This is a genomic window from Rudaea sp. (assembly GCF_036560865.1).
Taxonomy (GTDB): Bacteria; Pseudomonadota; Gammaproteobacteria; order Xanthomonadales; family Rhodanobacteraceae; genus Rudaea.
This window is the reverse complement of the sequence record NZ_DATBQK010000014.1, coordinates 14,283-34,432: the sequence shown is the minus strand read 5'-3', so window position 1 is coordinate 34,432 and position 20,150 is coordinate 14,283. Positions and strand designations below refer to the sequence as shown.

Genomic DNA, 20,150 nt, shown 5'->3' with positions numbered 1-20,150 from the left:
CCGGTTTGAAGGACAGGGCTTTGGTACTGCTGGAGCTCATCGCACGCGATCCCTTCGCGAATCCGCCGCCGTATGAGAAGCTCGTCGGCGATCTCGTTGGCGCGTACTCGCGTCGCATCAATATCCAGCATCGGCTGATCTATCATGTGCTCAAACCAGAAAAGACCGTGAAGGTATTGCGGATGTGGACGCATTACGAATAGCGTTCTCTTCCACATGCTCGGATAGGCCCTGAGGCATCGCATTTGAATCCACCGTCCACCGAACTCTTCTGCGTCATGGGAAAGCTGCTGGCCACGCTGGTCGTTGCGGGCACCGCGAGCTGGGGCGCGCTGGCATTGTGGTTCAAATTCTCCGCAGGTCGCCTGCCGAAGCTGCTCGCCATAACGCTGTGGATGGCGTTTAGCTTGGCGGTGCTCATCGCGTCGTGGCAAGGCCGCATCACGTTGAGTCTGCTCACCTTCGTCGCTGGGTTTGCCGCCCTGCTGCTCTGGTGGCGACAACTCAAGCCGTCCAACAACCGCCTCTGGAACGACGAGGTCGCACAGATGGTGACGGGTACGGTAACGGGCAGCCACGTCACGCTGCGCAACGTGCGCAACTTCGAATGGCGCAGCCGGAACGACTACACGCAGCGCTGGGAAACGCGCGATTACGACCTCGATCGTCTGCGCTCGGTCGACATGATCCTGTCGTATTGGGCGGGTCCGGTGGTAGCACATACGCTGGTGTCGTTCGGTTTCGACGACGGCGAATATGTGGTGTTCTCGGTCGAGATCCGCCGGCAAAAAGAGCTGCAGCACTTTTCCCAGATCGGCGGTTTCTTCAAGCGTTATGAATTGAGCATCGTTGCCGCCGACGAGCGCGACGTTATCCGCGTGCGCAGCAATGTGCGCGGCGAGGACGATTATCTGTATCGGGTGCAGATGCCGACGGCGCAGATGCGCTCTCTGTTGCTTGCGTACATGGATGCGGCGAATCGCTTGGTGGAGACGCCGCGCTTCTACAACACGATCACCGGGAACTGCACGACCATCGTCTATCAAATGGTGTCGCACATCATCGGCGGGCTGCCGCTGAGCTATCGCCTGCTGCTGTCCGGTTATTTGCCGGAATACGTGTATGCCATAGGCGGCCTCGACCAGCGCTATCCGCTGGAGGAGTTGCGCGCGCGCGGACGCATCGGTGAGCGCGCCAGGCAAGCCGATCGCAGCGCGACATTTTCCGCTGATATCCGGCGCGGTATCCCTGAACTTGCGCCTAAAGGCTAGACTCACGCCGCGACGAAATCGGGCTCCGAGTGAAGGGTATCTGGCCGCGATACAGGCAGTCCGGGCTATGATCGGCGTTCCATTCAACGCACTACCAAGGCCGAGAGAACCATGAATCATGCGTATCGGCTAACTCGCGCACTCGTACTGACGCTCGGATTTGTCATTGCCGGCTGTTCGTCCCTGCGCACGGATTTCGTCAAGAAGCCATCGCAGGCGCAGCCGGCGGCATTCGACACGTCATCCGCGCGCTATGTGCGAGCGGAGCTGGATGCGCACAAGAGTTTGTCCGGATTCCGTCTGCTCACCAGCAGCACCAATGCGCTGATGAGCCGTGTCGCGCTGGCCGATCAAGCTGCGCATTCGATCGATTTGCAGTACTACATTTTCCAGAACGACGCGACCGGGCGCCTGGTGGCTCAGCACATCCTGGCTGCTGCCGATCGCGGTGCACGCGTGCGCATGCTGCTCGACGACATCAATCTGACCGATGAGGATCGTCTGCTCGACGCGCTCGATGCGCACCCGAATATCCAGGTGCGCCTGTTCAATCCGTTTCACACACGCTCGCCATCGCTGCCGTCGAAGATCGCGCAGTTCGTCGTCGATGGTCCGCGCCTGAACCGGCGCATGCACAACAAGTCGTTCATCGTCGACAACACGGTAGCGGTGATCGGCGGCCGCAATATCGGCGATGCGTATTTCGATGCGGCTGGCGACAACAATTTTCGCGATCTGGATTTGGTTGCTATTGGTCCCGTGGTTGCTGAAGCGTCGCGCACGTTCGACGACTACTGGAACAGCGATGCGGCCTATCCGGTCAAGGCATTCCGCGAAACGCGCGCGACCGAAGCCGATCTGAAGCAGCTGCGCGTGGAGTTGAAGCAGCACGCGCGCGAATTTGCCCAGTCCGACTATGCGCAGGCAGCGTTCGAGGAGCTTCCACATGGCGCGAGTGCGGCCCGCTTTGGCAGCTGGTTCTGGGGTCCCGCGGAACTGGTTGCGGATCAACCGGAAAAAGTTGAAGGCGGCAAGGATAGACCCGCGTTGCGCATCGGTCCGAAACTGAAAACCGTCATCGATGCGGCGAGCCGGCGGGTGCTGTTGATCTCGCCGTATTTCGTGCCCGGAAAGACTGGAACGGATTACCTGGTCAGCTTGGCCAAGCGTGGCTTGAACGTCAGTGTGCTGACCAATTCCCTCGCTTCCACCGACGAGGCGGCCGCGCACTCGGGCTATGCGCGCTATCGGCGCGATCTGCTCGCCGGCGGTGTGCATCTGTTCGAGCTGCGTCCCGCGCCCGGCGGCGAAAAACCGATAAGTGCGGGCGGCACGTCGTCCGGCGTGAGCCTGCACGCCAAGGCCGCCGTGGTCGATACGCGCTACGCCTTTGTCGGCTCGATGAACATGGATCAACGCTCCAAGCTGTTGAACACCGAGATGGGCATCATCGTCGACAGTCCGGAACTGGCGGCGGCGGTGGCGCAGTTTTTTGCCAAGGCGACGCTTCCTGCCAGTGCGTATCGGGTCGAACTGCAGTCCGAACCCGGACACGGTGCCGGTTCCGAACGCATGGTCTGGTATTCGGAAAACGCCGGGCGCGAGGAAATCCAGACCAGCGAACCGGGCGTCACGCGCATGCGCAAAGTCGAGGTCGATCTGCTGCGCCTGCTGCCAATCGAGGGCTTGCTGTAGAGCGTTTTCGGTTGAAATGCCTACAACCGCGACGTTGCCTTTGAGCCCCTCTCCCCTTGTGGGAGAGGGGTTGGGGAGAGGGGGCGCGCCCGCGAAAGCGGGCGCCTTCAGCGCCATCCTCTCTCTTGGCACGCTGCGCGTGCCGACCTCCCCCGCAAGTGGGGAGGAAAAACAGGTCGCTCCAAGCACTTGAGGCGCACGGTCAGTGGGCCTCAAATTGCGCCGCGAAGTGGCTCTGGAATAGGCGCCGCGCTGCCGGTATCGTGAGGCAATGGTTGTCACGGGCAACGAGTCTTTCGATCAACAACTGCTGCGCCAGGGATTCGCCTTCGTCGCCGGCTCGACGATGCGCGATTTGCTCGAACGCTGCGGCACGCTCGGCGATTGGCAGCAGTTTGCCGCGAGCTGGAACGATCTCGCGGTCGATCAGTACCTGCTCGGGCATGGCCGCTACCGCAGACGCCGGCACGCGGTCTTCAGCGCCGAGCGCGCCGGCGCAATCGTGCGTGCGCCGCATCAGCCGCATTACCAGAGCCGCGACTACAACGCGTTGCAAGGGGGCATCGAGCGCTGGTTCGAACCGATCCTGCCCGAGATCGGGGAAGGCGAAAGTCTGCGTACCATTCTCCACTTTTGCAAAAGTACCTTCGGCGCGCTCGCGCCGCAGGTAGCGAAATGGCGTATCGAGACGCATCAGTTCCGCATCGAGGCGCGACCGGGCGAACCCGGTCAGCCGACGCCCGAAGGCGTGCATCGCGACGGCGTCGATTACGTGCTCGTGCTGCTGATCGACCGGGTCAATATCGCCAGCGGCACGACCACGATCCACGCCGTCGCCGACCGGCGCCTGCTCGGCAGTTTCACCCTGAAGCGACCATTCGACGCCGCCTTGGTCGACGACGCGCGCGTGTTCCACGGCGTGACTCCGGTGGAGCCGCTCGATCCGGCCCTGCCGGCGTACCGCGACGTGCTGGTGGCGACGTTCAAGCGCGAGCAATAAGCAAGGGTCGCGGAACCCCAATTTTGGGCCGCCGCAGCGCAATCTTCGCGCACGGGACCCTGTGCTATAGTCGTTGAAAACCAACAGCTATGCGGTGCGCAAGGCATCGCAGGGAAAAATTTCGCATGTCCGACGCGCACGATATCAAGCAGGCTGCCCTCGACTATCACCGTGCGCATCCGCCCGGAAAGATCAAGATCTCATCGACCAAGCCGCTGGTCACCGCGCGCGATCTGTCGATGGCGTATTCGCCCGGTGTCGCCGCGGCGTGCGAGGCGATCGTCGCGGACCCATCCGAAGTATCGCGACTCACCGCGCGTGGCAATCTGGTCGCCGTGATCACCAATGGCACGGCCGTGCTCGGTCTGGGACCGATCGGCCCGCTCGCCGCCAAGCCGGTGATGGAAGGCAAGGGTGTACTTTTCCAGAAATTCGCCGGCATCGACGTGTTCGATATCGAGATCAACGAGCTTGATCCGGACAAGCTCGTGGATATCATCGCCAGCCTCGAGCCGACCTTCGGCGGGATCAATCTGGAAGACATCAAGGCGCCCGAATGCTTCGAGGTCGAGCGCAAGCTGCGCGAGCGGGTCAAGATCCCGGTGTTCCACGACGATCAGCACGGCACCGCGATCATCGTCGGCGTCGCCGTGATCAACGCCCTGCATATCGTCGGCAAGCAGATCGGCGACGTGAAACTCGCCGCCTCGGGCGCGGGTGCGGCCGGCATCGCCTGCCTGGACATGCTCGTGCGCCTGGGGGTCAAGCCCGAGAACATCATGGTCAACGACAAGGATGGCGTGCTCTATCAGGGCCGCCCGGGTCTGTGTGGCGAATTGGAGCGCTACGCGCGCGACACGCCGGCACGCAACCTTGCCGACATCGTCAAGGACGCGGACATCTTCCTTGGCGTTTCCGCCGGCGGCGTGCTGACGCCGGCGATGGTCAAGACCATGGCCGAGAAGCCGATCATTCTTGCGCTCGCCAATCCGACGCCGGAGATCCAGCCAGAACTCGCCAAGCAAGCGCGCCCCGACGCGATCATCGCGACCGGGCGCTCGGACTATCCGAACCAGGTCAACAACGCCTTGTGCTTTCCGTATATTTTCCGCGGCGCGCTCGACGTCGGCGCAACCACGATCAACGCGCAGATGGAAGTCGCCTGCGTGCATGCGATCGCGGAGCTCGCGCGACGCGAAGTCTCCGACGTCGCCGAACGCGCGTACAACTACGGCGATCGCAGCCTGACCTTTGGCCCGGATTACCTGATTCCGCAACCGTTCGATCCGCGCCTGCTGGTTTCGGTCGCGCCGGCGGTGGCGCGCGCAGCGATGGAGTCGGGCGTGGCGACGAAGCCCATCACCGATCTGCGCGTTTATACGGAAAAACTCTCGCAGTTCGTGTTCCGCACCACGACCTTGATGAAGCCGCTGTTCGATCGCGCCAAGGCCGACGTCCAGCGTATCGTCTATGCCGAGGGTGAGGAAGACGTGGTGCTGCGCGCGGTGCAGACCGTGGTCGACGAAGGTCTGGCAAAGCCCATTCTGATAGGCCGCCCGGCGGTGATCGAGAAACGCATCAGGCGCCTCGGCCTGCGCATCCGTGCCGGCGAGCATTTCGAACTCACCAACGTCGACAACGATCCACGCTACGACGAGTACTGGAACTATTTCCACAAGCTCAACGCGCGCCGCGGCACGACGCCGGCGCTGGCCAAGGCGATGCTGCGCACGCGCGTCACCCTGATCGCGGCAATCATGGTTGCGCGCGGCGAAGCCGACGGCATGATCACCGGCCTGGTCGGTACCTACCAGAGCAAGCTCAACTATGTGCGCAGCGTGCTGCCGCTCGATCCCGGCGTCAGCGCGCCGTCGGCGATGACCGGCGTGCAGAACGATCGCGGCGCCTTCTTCTTCATCGACACGCATGTGCAGCCCGATCCGACCGCCGAGCAGCTGGCCGAAGCGACCCTGCAGGGCGTGCTGCGCCTGAAAATGTTCGGCATCACACCCAAGGTCGCGCTGCTGTCGCATTCGAATTTCGGCAGCCACACCACGCCGAGCTCGCAGAAGATGCGGCGCGTGCTCGAGCTGGTGCGCGCGCAGGATCCGACTCTCGAAATCGACGGCGAAATGCAGGCCGATACTGCGCTCAACGAAGCGGCGCGCGCGCGCATATTCCCAAGTTCGACCTTGAGTGGGCAGGCCAATGTTTTCGTCTGCCCGAGCATGGACGCGTCGAATATCGCCTACAACATGGTGCGTCACATGACCGATGGCGTGGCGATCGGACCGATCCTGATGGGCATTTCCAAACCCGTGCATATTCTGACGCCGGTGTCGACCGTGCGCCGCGTGGTCAACGTGACCGCGATCGCCTGTGTCGAGGCGCAAATCCGTGCGCAAATCGACGCGGAAGCAGCGGGCCGCTAAACTCGTCGTATCAGCAGAAAGGTCGGAGGGCGCAGTGAGTATTCTCAAAGACATCATCGACCAGGACATCGATCCCACCGAAACCCGCGAATGGACCGAATCGCTCGGCGCGGTTATCAATGCCGACGGTACCGAGCGCGCGCACTACCTGCTCGAACGCATGGTCGACGCGACGCGACGCGCCGGCGGGCATCTGCCGTTCCAGCCGACCACCGAATACATCAACACGATTCCGCCGCAGCTCGAAACGAAGAGCCCTGGCGACAGTGCGATGGAGTGGCGCATTCGTTGCCTGATTCGCTGGAACGCGATGGCCATGGTGGTGCGTGCCAACCGCAAGCCGGGCGACCTCGGCGGACATATCGCGAGCTTCGCCTCGAGCGCGACCCTGGTCGATGTCGGTTTCAATCATTTCTGGCGCGCGCCGAGCGAGAACCATCCTGGCGATCTGATTTTGCACCAGGGCCATGCCAGCCCCGGTATCTATGCGCGCTCCTTCCTCGAAGGCCGCATCGGCGAAGACCAGATGGATCTGTTCCGCATGGAGGTCGCCGGTCGAGGCCGCGGCCTGCCCTCGTATCCGCATCCATGGTTGATGCCCGACTACTGGCAGGTGCCGACGGTATCGATGGGCCTGGGACCGTTGCAGGCGATTTATCAGGCGCACTTCATGCGCTATCTGGAAAACCGCGGGCTGATTCCGAAGAGCGACCGCAAGGTGTGGTGCTTTATCGGCGATGGCGAATCCGATGAGCCGGAGACGCTCGGTGCGATTTCGCTGGCCGGGCGCGAGAAGCTCGACAACCTGATCTTCGTCGTCAACTGCAACCTGCAGCGCCTCGATGGGCCGGTGCGCGGCAACGGCAAGATCATCCAGGAACTCGAGGGTGTGTTCCGTGGCGGCGGCTGGAACGTACTCAAGGTGGTCTGGGGCAGCTACTGGGATCCGCTGCTCGCGCGCGACACGAACGGTACCCTGCGCAAACTGATGATGGAAACCGTCGACGGCGAATACCAGGCGTGCAAGGCATTTGGCGGCGCCTACACGCGCGAGAATTTCTTCGGCAAGTATCCCGAAACGCTGGAGATGGTGCGCAATCTTTCCGACGACGATATCTGGCGTCTGAATCGCGGCGGTCACGATCCGCACAAGGTCTATGCGGCCTATCACCAGGCGGTGAACACCGTGGGCATGCCCAGCGTGATCCTGGCGAAGACGGTAAAGGGTTACGGCATGGGTGCGTCGGGCGAGTCGCTCAATCCCACGCATCAGCAGAAGAAGCTCGACAACGAAGCGGTGCGTGCATTCCGCGATCGTTTCCGCATTCCGGTCGCCGACGACAAGATCGATGAAGTGCCGTACTACAATCCGGGCAAGGACTCGCCCGAAGTCAAATACATGCTCGAGCGCCGCGCGGCGCTCGGCGGTTTCCTGCCACAGCGCCGACGCAAGGGCGAGTCGTTCAGGGCGCCGGAATTGTCGGCGTTCGAGCAGATCACCAAGGGCACGGGCGAACGCGAAATCTCGACCACGATGGCCTTCGTGCGCGGCATCAATCTGCTGCTGCGCGACAAGGCACTCGGTCCGCGCATCGTGCCTATCGTTGCGGACGAGGCGCGCACGTTCGGCATGGAGGGCATGTTCCGCCAGATCGGCATCTATGCGCCGTTCGGCCAGAAGTACAAACCGCAGGATGCGGATCAGCTGATGTACTACCGCGAGGACGTCAAGGGCCAGGTGCTGCAGGAAGGCATCACCGAACCCGGCGCGATGAGCGCGTGGATGGCCGCGGCGACCAGTTATTCGGTCAGCAACGTGGCGATGCTGCCGTTCTACATCTACTACTCGATGTTCGGCTTCCAGCGCGTCGGCGACTTGGCTTGGGCGGCCGGCGACATGCGTGCGCGCGGCTTTCTGGTCGGCGGCACTTCAGGCCGTACCACGCTCAATGGCGAAGGGTTGCAACACGAAGACGGTCACAGCCACCTGTTCGCGGGCGCCATTCCGAATTGCCACGCCTACGACCCGACGTTTTCCTACGAAGTCGCCGTCATTCTGCAGGATGGCGTGCGCCGCATGCTGCAGGAACAGGAAGACTGCTACTACTACGTCACCGTGATGAACGAAAACTATCCGCACCCGGATCTGCCCAAGGGCAGCGAAGCGGACATCATCAAGGGCATGTATTTGTTCAAGGACGCGGGCAAGCCGAAGAAGAACGAACCGCGCGTGCAGCTGCTCGGCAGCGGCACGATCCTGCGCGAGGCGATCTTCGCGGCCGAGTTGCTCGAGAAGGAATTCGGCGTCACTGCCGATATCTGGAGCTGCCCGAGCTTCGCCGAACTGCGCAAGGACGGTTTCGACACCGAGCGCTGGAACCGCCTGCATCCGGAAGACAGACCGCGGGTCGCGCATGTCACTTCCTGCCTCGCCGAGCGCCAGGGGCCGGCGATCGCCGCGACCGACTACGTGCGCGAGTATGCGGATCAAATTCGCGCGTTCATGCCCGAAGGCAAGAAGTATACCGTGCTCGGCTGCGACGGTTTCGGTCGTAGCGACTCGCGTGAAAACCTGCGCCGTTTCTTCGAAGTCGACCGCTACTACATCGCCCAGGCCGCGATCGCCACGCTCGCCGCCGAAGGCAAGATGAGCGCGAAGGACGTCACGCGCGCGATCAAGACCTGGAAGATCGATGCGGAGAAGCCGAATCCGCTGGGGGTTTGAGGGATAGTAGGCTGGGCTGAGCGCAGCGATGCCCAGCTTCGGACAGAACTGCTGGGCTTGTCAGCCCAGCCTACGGTTACCGCGGCCGCGATCTCTTCAGCGCCGGATCGAGCCGATCCAGATCGGCCTGCACCTGCTCAGGGCTGCGCTCGTAGACGATTTCGCGTCCGAGCGCCTTGCCCGAAAAGGCCATGCGGTTCGGCGTGGGCGCCAGCTCGCATTTGACGCTGTGTACGCCTTCGCCGAGCACGACCTGGATGCGGCGGGCGTGCTTGCTCAGTACCACCACGTCCATGGTCTTGCCGCTTTCGGTGATGCGCACCGTGATCTTTTCGATGTTCATGTCTCTTCGTCCGGTGAAATGAGCTGGCGATGCAGTCTAGCGCGTCAGCCGATATCGCGTTCGAGCGAGCGAAACCGCTATGCTCGTCGTGGCGATGCGTGGTTGCAAATTGAACCAGCGTGCATCGCGAAATGCAGGAATGGCTATCCCGGATTTGCTTCCGCATGATCCAGAAGAATTTCGATTTCGTTGTCATCGGCGCCGGTTGCTTCGGCGCATGGACCGCGCATGAGTTGCTGCGCTCCGGGCACAAGGTGCTACTGGTCGATGCCTACGGTCCGGCGCACAGTCGAGCGAGCTCGGGTGGCGAATCGCGCGTGATCCGCATGGGCTACGGTGGCGATGAGTTGTACACGCGTTGGTCGCTGCGTTCGCTCGACGTGTGGAAGGCACTCGGAGAACGTGTGCAGCGGCCAATCTTTCATCAAACCGGCATGTTGTGGCTGGTCGGCGAGGGCGACACCTATGTGGGCCAGACACAGCAGACGCTGGTGAGCGTCGGTGTCGCACACGAGCGTCTATCCGTACGTGAGCTGGAGGATAGGTTTCCACAAATATCCTCTGCCGGCATCGACTGGGCTTTGTGGGAGCCCGGCAGCGGCGTGCTGATGGCGCGCCAGTCGGTGCAGGCGCTGGTTGCGGAAGACGTGCACGCGGGGCTCGAATATCGTGTGGCCGGCGTTACTCCGCCGCCGAACGGCAAACTCGAGCGCATCGTCACGCAGGGTGGCGAATCGATTTCGGCCGGCTGCTTTGTTTTCGCCTGTGGCGCATGGCTGCCGAAGCTGTTCCCCGAATTGCTTGGCCAGCGCATTTTTCCGACCCGGCAGGAAATTTTCTTCTTCGCGCCACCGCCGGGCGATTGCAGTTTCGGTTATCCGGCGATGCCGGCCTGGTTTCACCATCCGGCGCTCGTCTACGGCATTCCGGATCTGGAGCACCGCGGCTTCAAGATCAGCGTCGACAAACATGGACCAGCGATCGATCCGGAGACCGCATCGCGCGTGCCGAGTGCGGAAGGCCTCGCCATCGCGCGCGAGTACATCGCGCAGCGCTTTCCGAAGTTGAAAGATGCGCCGCTCGCTGAGAGCCGGGTCTGCCAGTATGAAAACACCTCGAATGGCGACTTCATCATCGATCGCCATCCGCAGATCGAGAACGTAATGATCGTAGGCGGCGGCTCAGGCCATGGCTTCAAGCACGGGCCGGCTGTCGGCGAATACGTCAATCGCGTGCTGACGACAGCGGATCGTGGCGAACCTCGATTCGCGCTCGCGGCCAAGGCGACGACCCAACATCGCAGCGTGTATTGATACGAACGTCGCCGAACATGCAGCTAAAATCCTAGAAATGCCAATAAATTGCAGGCTTCTTGCGTTTGGCCAAAACAGTGATTTCCCTTCCGTACGCGAAGAGACTATGCTCGCTGTAACGCAGCCGTAACGGCTGGACTCACGGATAGATGTGACGAAACCATTGAGACAGAAACACCGGCATCCCGCGTTGTTGCATCTGGACGTTGCGGACCTCGCCTTCGCCTCATGGGAAACAATCGCACGCCGCAGCTGGATGATGATCGCCGGTTCGTGCTCGCCGCAGGAATACCAGCGCATGCTGCACGAGAAATTCGAGGCGGCCTGCGATTCGGCGCTCGCCGCGGCATTCAATCCCGGCCACTTCATGGTTTCCGCCGCTCTTGCGCCTTGGACGCATCGTGCGCGCGCGAACGCGCAGCGTCTGCGTACCGCCTGATCGCGCCCGGCTAGCGACCGCCAGCCACAGCGGTGGTCACGGGGCGAATCGAAATCGGCTGAATGCCGAATTCGCGCGCTGCGGCAATATCGATGACTGCGTAATCGGGCCGATGCCGTCCATCGAGCTTGTCGGCATTGCGCGCATAACGCGCCGCACCGGCACGCAGCGCGGCGTCGAAACTCGCCAAACTCGATCGCGTCGCCGCGGATAAATCCTGGGCGTCGGCATAGGTCGGTGTGATTGCCGGAAGCGCGGGGCGATCGCCGAGCAAGGTGGTTTCCAGATACGCGGCATGTCGGGCGTCTGCATCGGTGTAGAACCCAACGAAGGCGTGTCCGGGGATCAGCACGAGAAAACTGCGCAGCCCGATGCGCTGCAGGGCCGAGACCAGCAGCGCGCTGCCATCGATGCAGTTCGCCGAGCGATCGTTCCAGGTGTCGGCGAGAAAACGCACGCGCTGGCTGAACACGCGCGGGCCACGATCGATGCCGGGATCGGCGCCGGAGTAGCGAATGCCGCGCGCGCTCAGTGCATGCCACACCGCCCAGGCTTGGCGCAGTACCTGCTCTGCATCCGCGTTCACATAGCCTGTGAACTTTTCCACAATTCCACTTTGTACAGCCGAATCGAGCATATGTTCGACGACGGCATCGTTCTCGTTGACGTAGGCGGCGAAGATCCAGGAAAGATCGACGCTGTCGCGGCCGTCGCGCACGAAGTACAGCGCGTCGTTCAGCGGACGCAGGCTGATCGCCACGCGGTGCTCGCCCGCGGCGACCCCATTGCGGTCGAGAGCGAACTGCAGCGTGGCCGCAAGCGCCGCGGACTGCGTGGCGAGGCGCTCGATATCCCAGCTCATGCCCGGATGCAGTTCGTAGTCGCGGCCAGCGCGCGGCAGCGTCGTTTCGAAGGCGGTGGCTGCGCTCAGCCATGGCGCCGCGGAAATCGTCAGGCGAATCGGCTCGTTGTCGTGCAACGCGCGCAAGCGCAATGCGATCAGGCCGCTGCCGCTGCCGAGCACGGTTGGATCTGAGTGGGTCATGCCTTCGCGCTTGGGCTGTGGCGCGGGCGACGACCGCGCCTGCGAAAGTTCCAGCGCAGGAAACACCTGATTGAACGGCGTCACGCGCACGCTCCAATCGCTGGCCTGCGCGCGCAGAACTCCCGGCAGGCAGGCGAGCAACAGGCAAATCAGGAGCGTTGGCGCCAATCGCCGCAAGCTCAGACACTTCATCTGTGGATTCTCGCGTATTCATGCCGCTCGCGGTCAAGTCCGTTATGCTTGGCTCTCCTTTTTGACCGGGTCTTGCACGCGATGGAATCAGCGCTTCCGCGCGCCGAATGGCTGGCTTGGGACGGCTCACGCCTGCGCTGGCGCCTACAGGCGGCGGGCGGCATTCCCGCCACCGCACTGCAGCTTGATGGCATCGTGTTCCAGCGCTACGCGCCGGTCGAGGCGGATGCGCAGGAATTCACCTGTGAATTCGAATACTCGCCGAGCGGGCAGGCGGAACTCGAATTCAACCTGGTGGATTCGGCTGCCGCGCCGCAGGCGATTTCAGCGGTGTGGAATGTGCGTCTGGGTGCGGCCGCGCTGCCGGGCAGCAATGCCGCGGCCGTGGCCGTGCGCGGTCTGGCGCCGCTGGCCGGCACGCCGGTCTTGCCGCAGCACTCGCTTGCCGATCTGCCGCCCGTGGCGGTGGTTGTACCCATTTATAATTCGCCGCAATGTGTACAACGCTGCATCGAGTCGGTGTTGCGCTGGTCGCCGCGCGCGCGTCTGATCTTGGTCGACGACGCGAGCAGCGACACGCGCATCGGTGAAATTGTCGCGGCGCACGCGGGGCGCGCGAATATCGTCGTCGAGCGCAACGAACGCAATCGCGGTTTCACGCACAGCGTCAATGTCGGCATGGATCTGGCCGGCGGCGCCGACGTCGTTTTGCTCAACAGTGATACCGAAGTCGGGCCGCGCTGGCTGTCTGCGCTCAAACTTGCTGCGTACGCGGACGACAGCGTCGGCACGGTCACTGCGGTGTCCGACAATGCCGGTGCGTTCAGCGTGCCCGAACTCGAGCAGTATTGCCCGATTCCGCCGCGCTGGAATCTGCTGCAGGCGCAACGCGCCGTGCTGCAGCAGGCCGGCTTGCGTTATCCGCAGTTGCCGACCGGCAACGGCTTTTGCATGTACATCAAGCGCAGCGTACTGGCGCGCATCGGGCCGATGGACGAGGTCGCATTTCCGGTAGGTTTCGGCGAGGAAAACGATTTCTGCCAGCGTGCCGCACGCGCCGGCTATCGCAATATCATTGCCGGCAACGTACTCGTGCATCACGAACGCAGCGCGAGTTTCGGCGATGCACGGCGTGCCGAACTCGGCGCGCAGGGCATGCAGGTGTTGCGTCAACGCTATCCCGATTACGAGAGCGAGGTCGCCACAACTCTGCACAGTTTCGCGCGCCGCGTGCTCGACTACCGCGTGCGCCGCACCTATGCAGACCGCGACGCCAGCTACGCGGCCCTGGCGCCGCGCCCGCGCATGCTGATTGCGGCCGACGTCGGCGATGCGCGCGCCGAACGCTTGCTTGCGACGCTTGATCGTCGGTACGAGGGGTTCCTGCTGCGTCGCGAAGGCGACTGGGTGAATCTGTATCGGCACGCGGCGTCGAGTCTTGTATTCGAGCGTGGCGTGGCGATCGGCAATGCCGCGAGCGCGCTGAGCGACGTGGAAAACCGTTTGCGCGAATGGATGATCGCCTATGCGATCGAATCACTGCACCCGCTGGGCACGGCGGCGAGCGACGGCTGGCTCACTGGACTTGCGGCCGGGCTCGAAATTCCGACGGCATGAGACGCGGCCCCGCCGCATCAGGTCGGTATCAACAGTACAGGTGAAGCGCAAGGCGGATGGAACTTCGCCGCTTGCTACTTGATCACGCCCGGAAGCAGCGACTGCCAGCGCAAGCCGTGCCGATGCACACTCGCGCCGGGCGTACCGAGGTTGGTCGCGGCGTCGTCGTCACCGGGTGCATGCGACGAGCCGCCGGCAGCCACGACGGTGTTGTCGCTATTGGAGCTGTGCGCAGTTGGCTTTGGCGCCACCGGCGCAGTTTGGACAACCGGGCCTTGGTTCGCTGGGGTTACAACGGGGGCCGCCGGCGCCGACGCCGTGCTGGTGGGATTGCCGCTGGATTCGCACAGCGTGCTGGCCCCTGCGGAGGCGTACACGATCAGACCGGCGAGGGCGGCCAACATGGCGCAGCGTCGATGCATGAGGTTCTCCGTGGGCGAAACACGCAGGGCGGGGCGGATCGGTGCGCATGGTGGCACGTTCGCTACACTCACCGCCAGTGACGGGGGTTGGGTCAGCAGTAATCGTGCCATTCGGGTTTTCCTGTTGCATCAACGGATTGCGTCGAAGGGGGTTGGCTGCGGACTGTCCGCGTGCGGACACCGCGGACACGACCCGTACCGGCGGACACTACAGGGATGCGGTCGGGGCGCAAAAGGTTGCGCGGTCGCGCGGGAAACCGCGGACCCATGGACTATCATGCGTGTCCATGTCGATCGATCCGCGTACCCTGCTCGCCGCACTCTCCGCGGATACCGCCGTTTCCGGCAGCGCCCTGGCCGCGCGCCTGTATGTCACCCGCGCGGCCGTGTGGAAGCAGATCGAGGCGTTGCGCACGCTCGGCGCGCCGATCGTCGCCACGGCGGGCAGCGGTTATCGGCTGGCGTGGCCGTTTGAATTGCTCGACGCGGCGCAGATCGGCGGCGAACTCGATAGCGTCACGCGCGCACGCCTGCGTGCGCTCAATGTGCATTGGCAGATCGACTCGACCAATACGCAGTTGTTGCGCAGCGCTGATACGGGTGCGCACGAGCTGGAAGCATGTTTCGCCGAGATGCAGAGTGCCGGTCGCGGCCGGCGCGGGCGCGCGTGGCAATCGCCGCTTGGTGGCAATCTGTATTTTTCCCTGCTGCGCCGGTTCGAGCACGGCATGGGTGCACTGTCGGGCCTGAGCCTCGCGGTCGGCGTTGCGGTGATCGATGCCCTGAACGATTGCGGCGTGACGGACGTGGGCCTCAAATGGCCCAACGACGTACTCGCGCAGGGGCGCAAGCTCGCCGGCATCCTGGTCGAGCTCGGTGGCGAATTTCTCGGCCCCTGCCATGCGGTGATCGGCATCGGCATCAATCTGCGTCTGTCCGACGCGGCGCGCGCGCGCATCGATCAGCCGGCGATCGATCTGGCCACGTTGATGGACGGGGAACCACCCTCGCGCAATCGCCTCGGCGGACGTCTGCTCGTGCGCCTGATCGCGGTGCTCGATCGCTTCGCCGCAGACGGGTTCGCCGCGCTGCATGCCGACTATGCGCGTCACGATCTGCTGCGCGGGCGCGAAATCCGCGTTGTCAACGCCGGCGACGAACGCGATGGCGTTGCTGCCGGCGTGGACGCGCGCGGCGCGCTGATCCTGCGCCGCGGCAGGGCACTGGCGCATTACGACAGCGCCGAGGTTTCGGTGCGCGGCTTATGAAGCTCCTGATCGATCTGGGCAATTCGCGGCTGAAATGGGCGCTCTGGGACGGCACGCAGTTGCAGCGCGGCAGCACGCTCAAGCATGTCGCCACCGCTGCCGGCGAAGAAGTGGATTTTGCGGCATTGTGGAAAGATGTGCAGCCGCCGCTGGCGATCTGGGTCGCGTCGGTCGCGGCGACCGCGCTGGAACAGGCTTTGGGCCGCTCGCTGGTCGAGCATTTTGTCTGCCCGATCCGCTACGCGCGCAGTCCGGCTGCGGCCTGCGGCGTGCGCAACGCCTATTCGGCGCCGGCGCGTTTGGGTATCGATCGTTTTCTCGGTCTGGTTGAGGTGCATGCGCAGATACAGGCCGCGACCGTGGTCGTGAGCTGTGGCACGGCGCTGACCCTGGATGCGATCGGCGCCGACGGCCGCCACCTCGGCGGGCTCATCGCGCCGGCGCCGGCGCTGATGCGCAGCGCTCTGCTCGATCACACGGCACGCCTGGGCGATCTGCAATCGGCGCAGATCGTCGATTTCGCCGATACCACCGCAGCCGCGGTGGAGTCGGGTACCTGGCTTGCCGCGGTCGCCCTGGTCGAGCGGTTCGCCGCGCGCACGCGCGCCGCACTGGGCACGCCACCCGTTATCGTCCTTGCCGGCGGCGGAGCGAAACGCCTGGCGTCGTTGCTCGAGCTCGAACACCGCATCGAGCCCGACCTCGTGCTGCGTGGCCTCGCGCGCTTCGCCGACAGCGGCGGGGTGTGAGCCGCCGGCGCCATCCTTGCGCGCTTTCTTTTTCCATGCATGCCCGCTATGGGCGCGCTGCATATTAGAATTCCACACATTAAAACGGCGGTGTCCTCCGCCGGAGGTTGAATCCGTCGGATGTTTATTCGTGCCCTCTGTCTGCTGCTGCTGGCCTTGAATATCGGCGCCGGCTTGTGGCTGTATTTTGCGCCGCCAGCCTCGCGCGCTCCTTCGGGGCCGACGGATGCGGGCGTGCCCAAACTCGTCCTGCTCAGCGAAACCGAGCGTGGCGCCGCTGCGCCGATCGCGGAGATGGCCTCGCCGCCGGAAACGCCCGCCGACCTGCGCCGCGACGTCTGCGCGAGCATCGGCCCGTTCGCCACGCAAGCCGACGTGCGTACGGCGCTGAATGCGCTCGCGCCGCTGGTATCGCGGGTCCAGTATCGCGAGGTGCAGGTCAACGAATTGCGCGGCTCGTGGGTGTACCTGCCCGCTCCACCTAATCGCGAACAGGCGCTGGAGATGGCCCGGCAGTTGTCGAACAAGGGTGTGCACGACTACTACGTCGTCACCGCAGGCGACCAGTCGAACACGATTTCGCTTGGCGTGTTCCGCGATGCGGTGAACGCGGAAAAGCGCCGTAGCGAGATCAGCGCATTGGGCTTCAAACCCGAAGTGACCCAGCGCAGCGACAACGTCCCGGAATACTTCATCGATTATGCGCAGAACGGCACGCAGGCGCCGGACTGGCGCGCGCATCTGCCTGCAGGCACGGACCTGCACCAGGGACCGATCGATTGTTTTTGATCGGTGCGATCCGTGCGAAAATGCCGGCCGCAGGTTAATTCGTGCTTGCCGGCATAGCTCAGTTGGTAGAGCAACCGCCTTGTAAGCGGTAGGTCGTCTGTTCAAATCAGACTGTCGGCACCAATTCCCTGCGCGCGGTCCGCGAGCCATGTTGCAGGCCGGCATGCACCGTTCGCCATTCGCGGTTACCCTAGGCCTTCCTCAAGAAGGAGACGACCATGAGCGTAGAGGATATCGCCCAGCGCCTCGTTGAGCTTTGCCGCGAGGAACACTTCTCGCAGGCGCAGACCGAGTTGTACGCCGAGGATGCGGTGAGCATCGAGCCGGAAGGGTTGCCGCCGGGTGCGCTGGGCACGGTCACGGGCCTGCAGGCGATCAAGGACAAGGGGCGTCAGTTCCAGGATCGCATCAAGGTCGTGCACAGCATTACCGTCAGCGAGCCGATCATCGCGGACAACTTGTTCAGCGTCGCGATGAACCTGGATGTCACGTTCAAGCAGCAGGGCCGCAGGATGATGAGCGAAATCTGCCTGTACCGCGTGCACGAAGGCAAGATTGTGCAGGAGCAGTTCTTCTACGACGTGTGTTGATCGTTGGCGCGGACTTGCGGGTTGGAGTTGATCTTGAAGTGAGACCGCGGGCAGCTGGCGCCCGCGGCTATTGCCGCGCGCTCAGCGTTTGCTGAATGCGTTGAGCAATCCACCCGCGCCCTGAATCAGGCTGGAAAGATCGAGCTGGCCGCCGCTATGGCCAAGCACGGCGCTGAGCAGTCCGCCCGCGAGGCCGCCCTGCTGCTGGATCTGCTGGCTCTGCTGGCCAAGCACGTTGCCGAGACCGCCAGGCGAGAGACCCTGCTGCTGCGACTGGTTGGCGAGCACGCTCATCACGATCGGGGCGAGGATCGCGAGCAGTTGTCCCGCGCCGGCCGTGCCCAAGCCCGTGGTCTGACCCAGACCTTGATTGGCCGCGTTCAGATTGCCGCCGAAGACATGCCCGAGTATCGCCCCGCCGATGCCCGAACCTGCACCTGCCGAGCCACCGCCGAGCAGGCCGCCGAGCATGCCGCCAAGACCGCCGCCGCCCGCCGCGCCACCGCTGCCAAGCACGCTGCCGAGCACGTCGGAAATGCTTGATCCGGCGTGGTCGGACAACGCCGAATGCAGCGCACCGGCGCCGTCGGGTGTGCTGGCGCTGTGTGCCATGCCGCCGACGATCAGCGGCAGGGCATGTTCGATCGCGTTGCGCGCGGAATCCGGGTCGGTGCCGAGCTGACTGGCGATCGCGTTGATCTGATCGCTTCCAAGATGGCCCATGACGGTGTCGACGAGTCCGCTCATTGTGTTGCCTCGCAAATAATGGTGGGAGAAGCCGGAGCGCTGCCAGCGGGCAACCTCCGCGAATACCGAGCATAACATGGGCCGACAGGCGTTTCGCCATGCTTCGAAATGGTAAAATCGGTGCGAGCGGGTGCGGTTTCCCGGACGTTTCAAGTTCGACGACGCGCCATTGGGGTACAAAGGGAAAAAGATAAAATGCAGCAATTTCCAACCGTGTCCCTGATTGGTGCGCCGACCGACATCGGCGCCGGCGATCGCGGCGCCTCGATGGGGCCCGAAGCGCTGCGCGTCGCCGGTATCGCCGCAGCGCTGAGCGCACGCGGCCTCGACGTGGTCGATCGTGGCAATCTCGTCGGCCCGTTCAATCCCTGGCTGCCGCCGCGCGACGGTTATCGGCACCTGGCCGAGGTCGTCGAATGGAACCGTGCGGTCATGCAGGCGGTCGCTGCGGAGCTGGCACTGCAACGGCTGCCGATCCTGCTCGGCGGCGACCATTGCCTCGCGATCGGCTCGATCGGCGCGGTGGCGCGGCATTGCCGCGAAAGCGGCAGGAAACTGCGCGTGCTCTGGCTCGATGCGCATGCGGATTTCAACACCTCGACGATTACCCCGTCGGGCAACATCCACGGCATGCCGGTGGCGTGCCTGTGCGGCTACGGCCCGCGCGAGCTGACCGAGCTGGGCGGCGCCGCGCCGATGCTCGACAAGAACACGATCCGCCAGATTGGCATCCGTTCGGTCGACGAAGGCGAGAAGCGGCTCGTGCACGACGTCGGCCTCGACATCTACGACATGCGCTACATCGACGAGATCGGCATGCGCCGCGCGATGGAAGAAGCGCTCGACGGTGTCGACGACGCGACCCATGTGCACGTCAGTTTCGACGTGGACTTTCTCGATCCGGGCATCGCCCCCGGCGTCGGCACCACCGTGCCCGGCGGGCCAAATTACCGCGAAGCGCAACTGGTGATGGAGATGATCGCCGATACCGGCCGGCTCGGTTCGCTGGATATCGTCGAACTCAATCCCGCCTTCGACAGCCACAACCAGACCGGCAAGCTCGCGGTCGACCTCGTCGAAAGTCTGTTCGGCAAATCGACCCTGATGCGCGGCTAGCGCATCAGGGTTGTCCTGATGCCGGGAGCGTGAACATCGCCCTACTGGGCCTTCTTCTCAGCGCGCGCCATTGTCCCGGACAAATTTCATCAACGATGCGAACGCGGATGGAACCATTGGATCGGCGGCATCGAGTTCGTAGCGCTGCGCATCATGCTGGATCGAAATCTTGTAGCGTCGTGCATCTGGTATAGGCGCGGCTTTCACCGCGCCATGGCTGGCTTTTTCCGCCAAGGCAAGGTCGAGCAGACGCTGCAGCTCCGCGCGCCGATCCGCGGGCAGCTTGGCGTCGTCGAGCGCAATGGGTGCGGCGAGTCCCGGAAACGCCGCAAACCCGCCGTCGGTAACAAGCTCGATGCGCATTCAACCTCCGCTGCAAGACCAATCGCTGTACGGA

Annotated in this window: 19 protein-coding genes and 1 tRNA gene; 15 read left to right on the top strand and 5 right to left on the bottom strand. The window is 63.7% G+C overall.

What is annotated here, in order from left to right:
- The 6 genes from VIE67_RS01545 to aceE all read left to right on the top strand — a co-directional run.
- Positions 1-203, top strand: a 203-nt coding sequence (locus VIE67_RS01545) for a Txe/YoeB family addiction module toxin (protein WP_332022588.1), incomplete at its 5' end; no start/stop codon positions are given.
- Positions 204-278: 75 nt separating this feature from the next.
- Complete coding sequence (locus VIE67_RS01540; protein ID WP_332022586.1) at positions 279-1,271, top strand: Lnb N-terminal periplasmic domain-containing protein; 993 nt, start codon at positions 279-281, stop codon at positions 1,269-1,271.
- A gap of 111 nt (positions 1,272-1,382) precedes the next feature.
- Positions 1,383-2,966: a phospholipase D family protein gene (locus VIE67_RS01535; protein WP_332022584.1), complete on the top strand. Its 1,584-nt coding sequence runs from the start codon at positions 1,383-1,385 to the stop codon at positions 2,964-2,966.
- 271 nt (positions 2,967-3,237) lie between these two features.
- Positions 3,238-3,966, top strand: coding sequence for a 2OG-Fe dioxygenase family protein (locus VIE67_RS01530; protein WP_332022582.1), 729 nt, complete (start codon positions 3,238-3,240; stop codon positions 3,964-3,966).
- A gap of 125 nt (positions 3,967-4,091) precedes the next feature.
- Positions 4,092-6,398: an NADP-dependent malic enzyme gene (locus VIE67_RS01525; RefSeq protein ID WP_332022580.1), complete on the top strand. Its 2,307-nt coding sequence runs from the start codon at positions 4,092-4,094 to the stop codon at positions 6,396-6,398.
- A 34-nt stretch (positions 6,399-6,432) separates the two neighbouring features.
- On the top strand, positions 6,433-9,123 hold the full coding sequence (gene aceE / locus VIE67_RS01520; RefSeq protein ID WP_332022578.1) for a pyruvate dehydrogenase (acetyl-transferring), homodimeric type: 2,691 nt from the start codon (positions 6,433-6,435) through the stop codon (positions 9,121-9,123).
- 76 nt (positions 9,124-9,199) lie between these two features.
- On the opposite strand, the gene VIE67_RS01515 is transcribed toward aceE, so the two are convergent.
- A complete protein-coding gene (locus VIE67_RS01515; protein WP_332022576.1) occupies positions 9,200-9,466 on the bottom strand; it encodes a hypothetical protein in 267 nt (88 codons plus the stop codon).
- Between the two features lie 164 nt (positions 9,467-9,630).
- Between VIE67_RS01515 and VIE67_RS01510 the strand changes: the two genes are divergently transcribed.
- The gene (locus tag VIE67_RS01510) at positions 9,631-10,779 is read left to right on the top strand and encodes an FAD-dependent oxidoreductase (RefSeq protein ID WP_332022574.1); all 1,149 of its coding nucleotides are present in this window, start codon (positions 9,631-9,633) and stop codon (positions 10,777-10,779) included.
- 151 nt (positions 10,780-10,930) lie between these two features.
- Entirely contained in the window at positions 10,931-11,218 is a 288-nt protein-coding gene (locus VIE67_RS01505) for a hypothetical protein (RefSeq protein WP_332022572.1), read from the top strand.
- A 10-nt stretch (positions 11,219-11,228) separates the two neighbouring features.
- On the opposite strand, the gene VIE67_RS01500 is transcribed toward VIE67_RS01505, so the two are convergent.
- On the bottom strand, positions 11,229-12,455 hold the full coding sequence (locus tag VIE67_RS01500) for a hypothetical protein (RefSeq protein WP_332022570.1): 1,227 nt from the start codon (positions 12,453-12,455) through the stop codon (positions 11,229-11,231).
- A gap of 81 nt (positions 12,456-12,536) precedes the next feature.
- Between VIE67_RS01500 and VIE67_RS01495 the strand changes: the two genes are divergently transcribed.
- Positions 12,537-14,072, top strand: a complete 1,536-nt coding sequence (locus VIE67_RS01495) for a glycosyltransferase family 2 protein (protein ID WP_332022568.1) — start codon at positions 12,537-12,539, stop codon at positions 14,070-14,072.
- 74 nt (positions 14,073-14,146) lie between these two features.
- Here VIE67_RS01495 and VIE67_RS01490 read toward each other — a convergent pair whose 3' ends face one another.
- Positions 14,147-14,494 carry a hypothetical protein gene (locus tag VIE67_RS01490; protein WP_332022566.1) on the bottom strand — a complete coding sequence of 116 codons (348 nt, stop codon included), beginning with the start codon at positions 14,492-14,494 and terminating at the stop codon, positions 14,147-14,149.
- A gap of 293 nt (positions 14,495-14,787) precedes the next feature.
- On the opposite strand from VIE67_RS01490, the gene VIE67_RS01485 reads away from it, so the two are divergent.
- The 5 genes from VIE67_RS01485 (at position 14,788) to VIE67_RS01465 (ending at position 17,890) form a co-directional block, all read left to right on the top strand.
- Positions 14,788-15,762: a biotin--[acetyl-CoA-carboxylase] ligase gene (locus VIE67_RS01485; RefSeq protein WP_524539302.1), complete on the top strand. Its 975-nt coding sequence runs from the start codon at positions 14,788-14,790 to the stop codon at positions 15,760-15,762.
- Positions 15,759-16,511 carry a type III pantothenate kinase gene (locus VIE67_RS01480; protein WP_332022564.1) on the top strand — a complete coding sequence of 251 codons (753 nt, stop codon included), beginning with the start codon at positions 15,759-15,761 and terminating at the stop codon, positions 16,509-16,511. Before VIE67_RS01485 ends, VIE67_RS01480 begins: the two co-directional genes overlap by 4 nt.
- Before the next feature lie 120 nt (positions 16,512-16,631).
- Complete coding sequence (locus VIE67_RS01475) at positions 16,632-17,300, top strand: SPOR domain-containing protein (protein ID WP_332022562.1); 669 nt, start codon at positions 16,632-16,634, stop codon at positions 17,298-17,300.
- A gap of 47 nt (positions 17,301-17,347) precedes the next feature.
- Positions 17,348-17,423 (top strand) — tRNA-Thr (locus VIE67_RS01470).
- Between the two features lie 95 nt (positions 17,424-17,518).
- Positions 17,519-17,890: a SnoaL-like domain-containing protein gene (locus VIE67_RS01465; RefSeq protein ID WP_332022561.1), complete on the top strand. Its 372-nt coding sequence runs from the start codon at positions 17,519-17,521 to the stop codon at positions 17,888-17,890.
- An 81-nt stretch (positions 17,891-17,971) separates the two neighbouring features.
- Here VIE67_RS01465 and VIE67_RS01460 read toward each other — a convergent pair whose 3' ends face one another.
- On the bottom strand, positions 17,972-18,637 hold the full coding sequence (locus VIE67_RS01460) for a DUF937 domain-containing protein (protein WP_332022559.1): 666 nt from the start codon (positions 18,635-18,637) through the stop codon (positions 17,972-17,974).
- 195 nt (positions 18,638-18,832) lie between these two features.
- Between VIE67_RS01460 and rocF the strand changes: the two genes are divergently transcribed.
- Entirely contained in the window at positions 18,833-19,753 is a 921-nt protein-coding gene (rocF, locus tag VIE67_RS01455; protein WP_332022557.1) for an arginase, read from the top strand.
- A 57-nt stretch (positions 19,754-19,810) separates the two neighbouring features.
- On the opposite strand, the gene VIE67_RS01450 is transcribed toward rocF, so the two are convergent.
- Positions 19,811-20,116 carry a protealysin inhibitor emfourin gene (locus VIE67_RS01450; protein ID WP_332022555.1) on the bottom strand — a complete coding sequence of 102 codons (306 nt, stop codon included), beginning with the start codon at positions 20,114-20,116 and terminating at the stop codon, positions 19,811-19,813.
- Positions 20,117-20,150: the final 34 nt, after the last annotated feature.

Bases quoted from the DNA above. Each gene is read 5' to 3' on its own strand.
- VIE67_RS01540 (WP_332022586.1), top strand. From the start codon at position 279: ATGGGAAAGCTGCTGGCCACGCTGGTCGTTGCGGGCACCGCGAGCTGG.
- VIE67_RS01535 (WP_332022584.1), top strand. From the start codon at position 1,383: ATGAATCATGCGTATCGGCTAACTCGCGCACTCGTACTGACGCTCGGA.
- VIE67_RS01530 (WP_332022582.1), top strand. From the start codon at position 3,238: ATGGTTGTCACGGGCAACGAGTCTTTCGATCAACAACTGCTGCGCCAG.
- VIE67_RS01525 (WP_332022580.1), top strand. From the start codon at position 4,092: ATGTCCGACGCGCACGATATCAAGCAGGCTGCCCTCGACTATCACCGT.
- VIE67_RS01515 (WP_332022576.1), bottom strand. From the start codon at position 9,466: ATGAACATCGAAAAGATCACGGTGCGCATCACCGAAAGCGGCAAGACC.
- VIE67_RS01510 (WP_332022574.1), top strand. From the start codon at position 9,631: ATGATCCAGAAGAATTTCGATTTCGTTGTCATCGGCGCCGGTTGCTTC.
- VIE67_RS01500 (WP_332022570.1), bottom strand. From the start codon at position 12,455: ATGAAGTGTCTGAGCTTGCGGCGATTGGCGCCAACGCTCCTGATTTGC.
- VIE67_RS01495 (WP_332022568.1), top strand. From the start codon at position 12,537: ATGGAATCAGCGCTTCCGCGCGCCGAATGGCTGGCTTGGGACGGCTCA.
- VIE67_RS01490 (WP_332022566.1), bottom strand. From the start codon at position 14,494: ATGCATCGACGCTGCGCCATGTTGGCCGCCCTCGCCGGTCTGATCGTG.
- VIE67_RS01480 (WP_332022564.1), top strand. From the start codon at position 15,759: ATGAAGCTCCTGATCGATCTGGGCAATTCGCGGCTGAAATGGGCGCTC.
- VIE67_RS01475 (WP_332022562.1), top strand. From the start codon at position 16,632: ATGTTTATTCGTGCCCTCTGTCTGCTGCTGCTGGCCTTGAATATCGGC.
- VIE67_RS01465 (WP_332022561.1), top strand. From the start codon at position 17,519: ATGAGCGTAGAGGATATCGCCCAGCGCCTCGTTGAGCTTTGCCGCGAG.
- VIE67_RS01460 (WP_332022559.1), bottom strand. From the start codon at position 18,637: ATGAGCGGACTCGTCGACACCGTCATGGGCCATCTTGGAAGCGATCAG.
- rocF (WP_332022557.1), top strand. From the start codon at position 18,833: ATGCAGCAATTTCCAACCGTGTCCCTGATTGGTGCGCCGACCGACATC.
- VIE67_RS01450 (WP_332022555.1), bottom strand. From the start codon at position 20,116: ATGCGCATCGAGCTTGTTACCGACGGCGGGTTTGCGGCGTTTCCGGGA.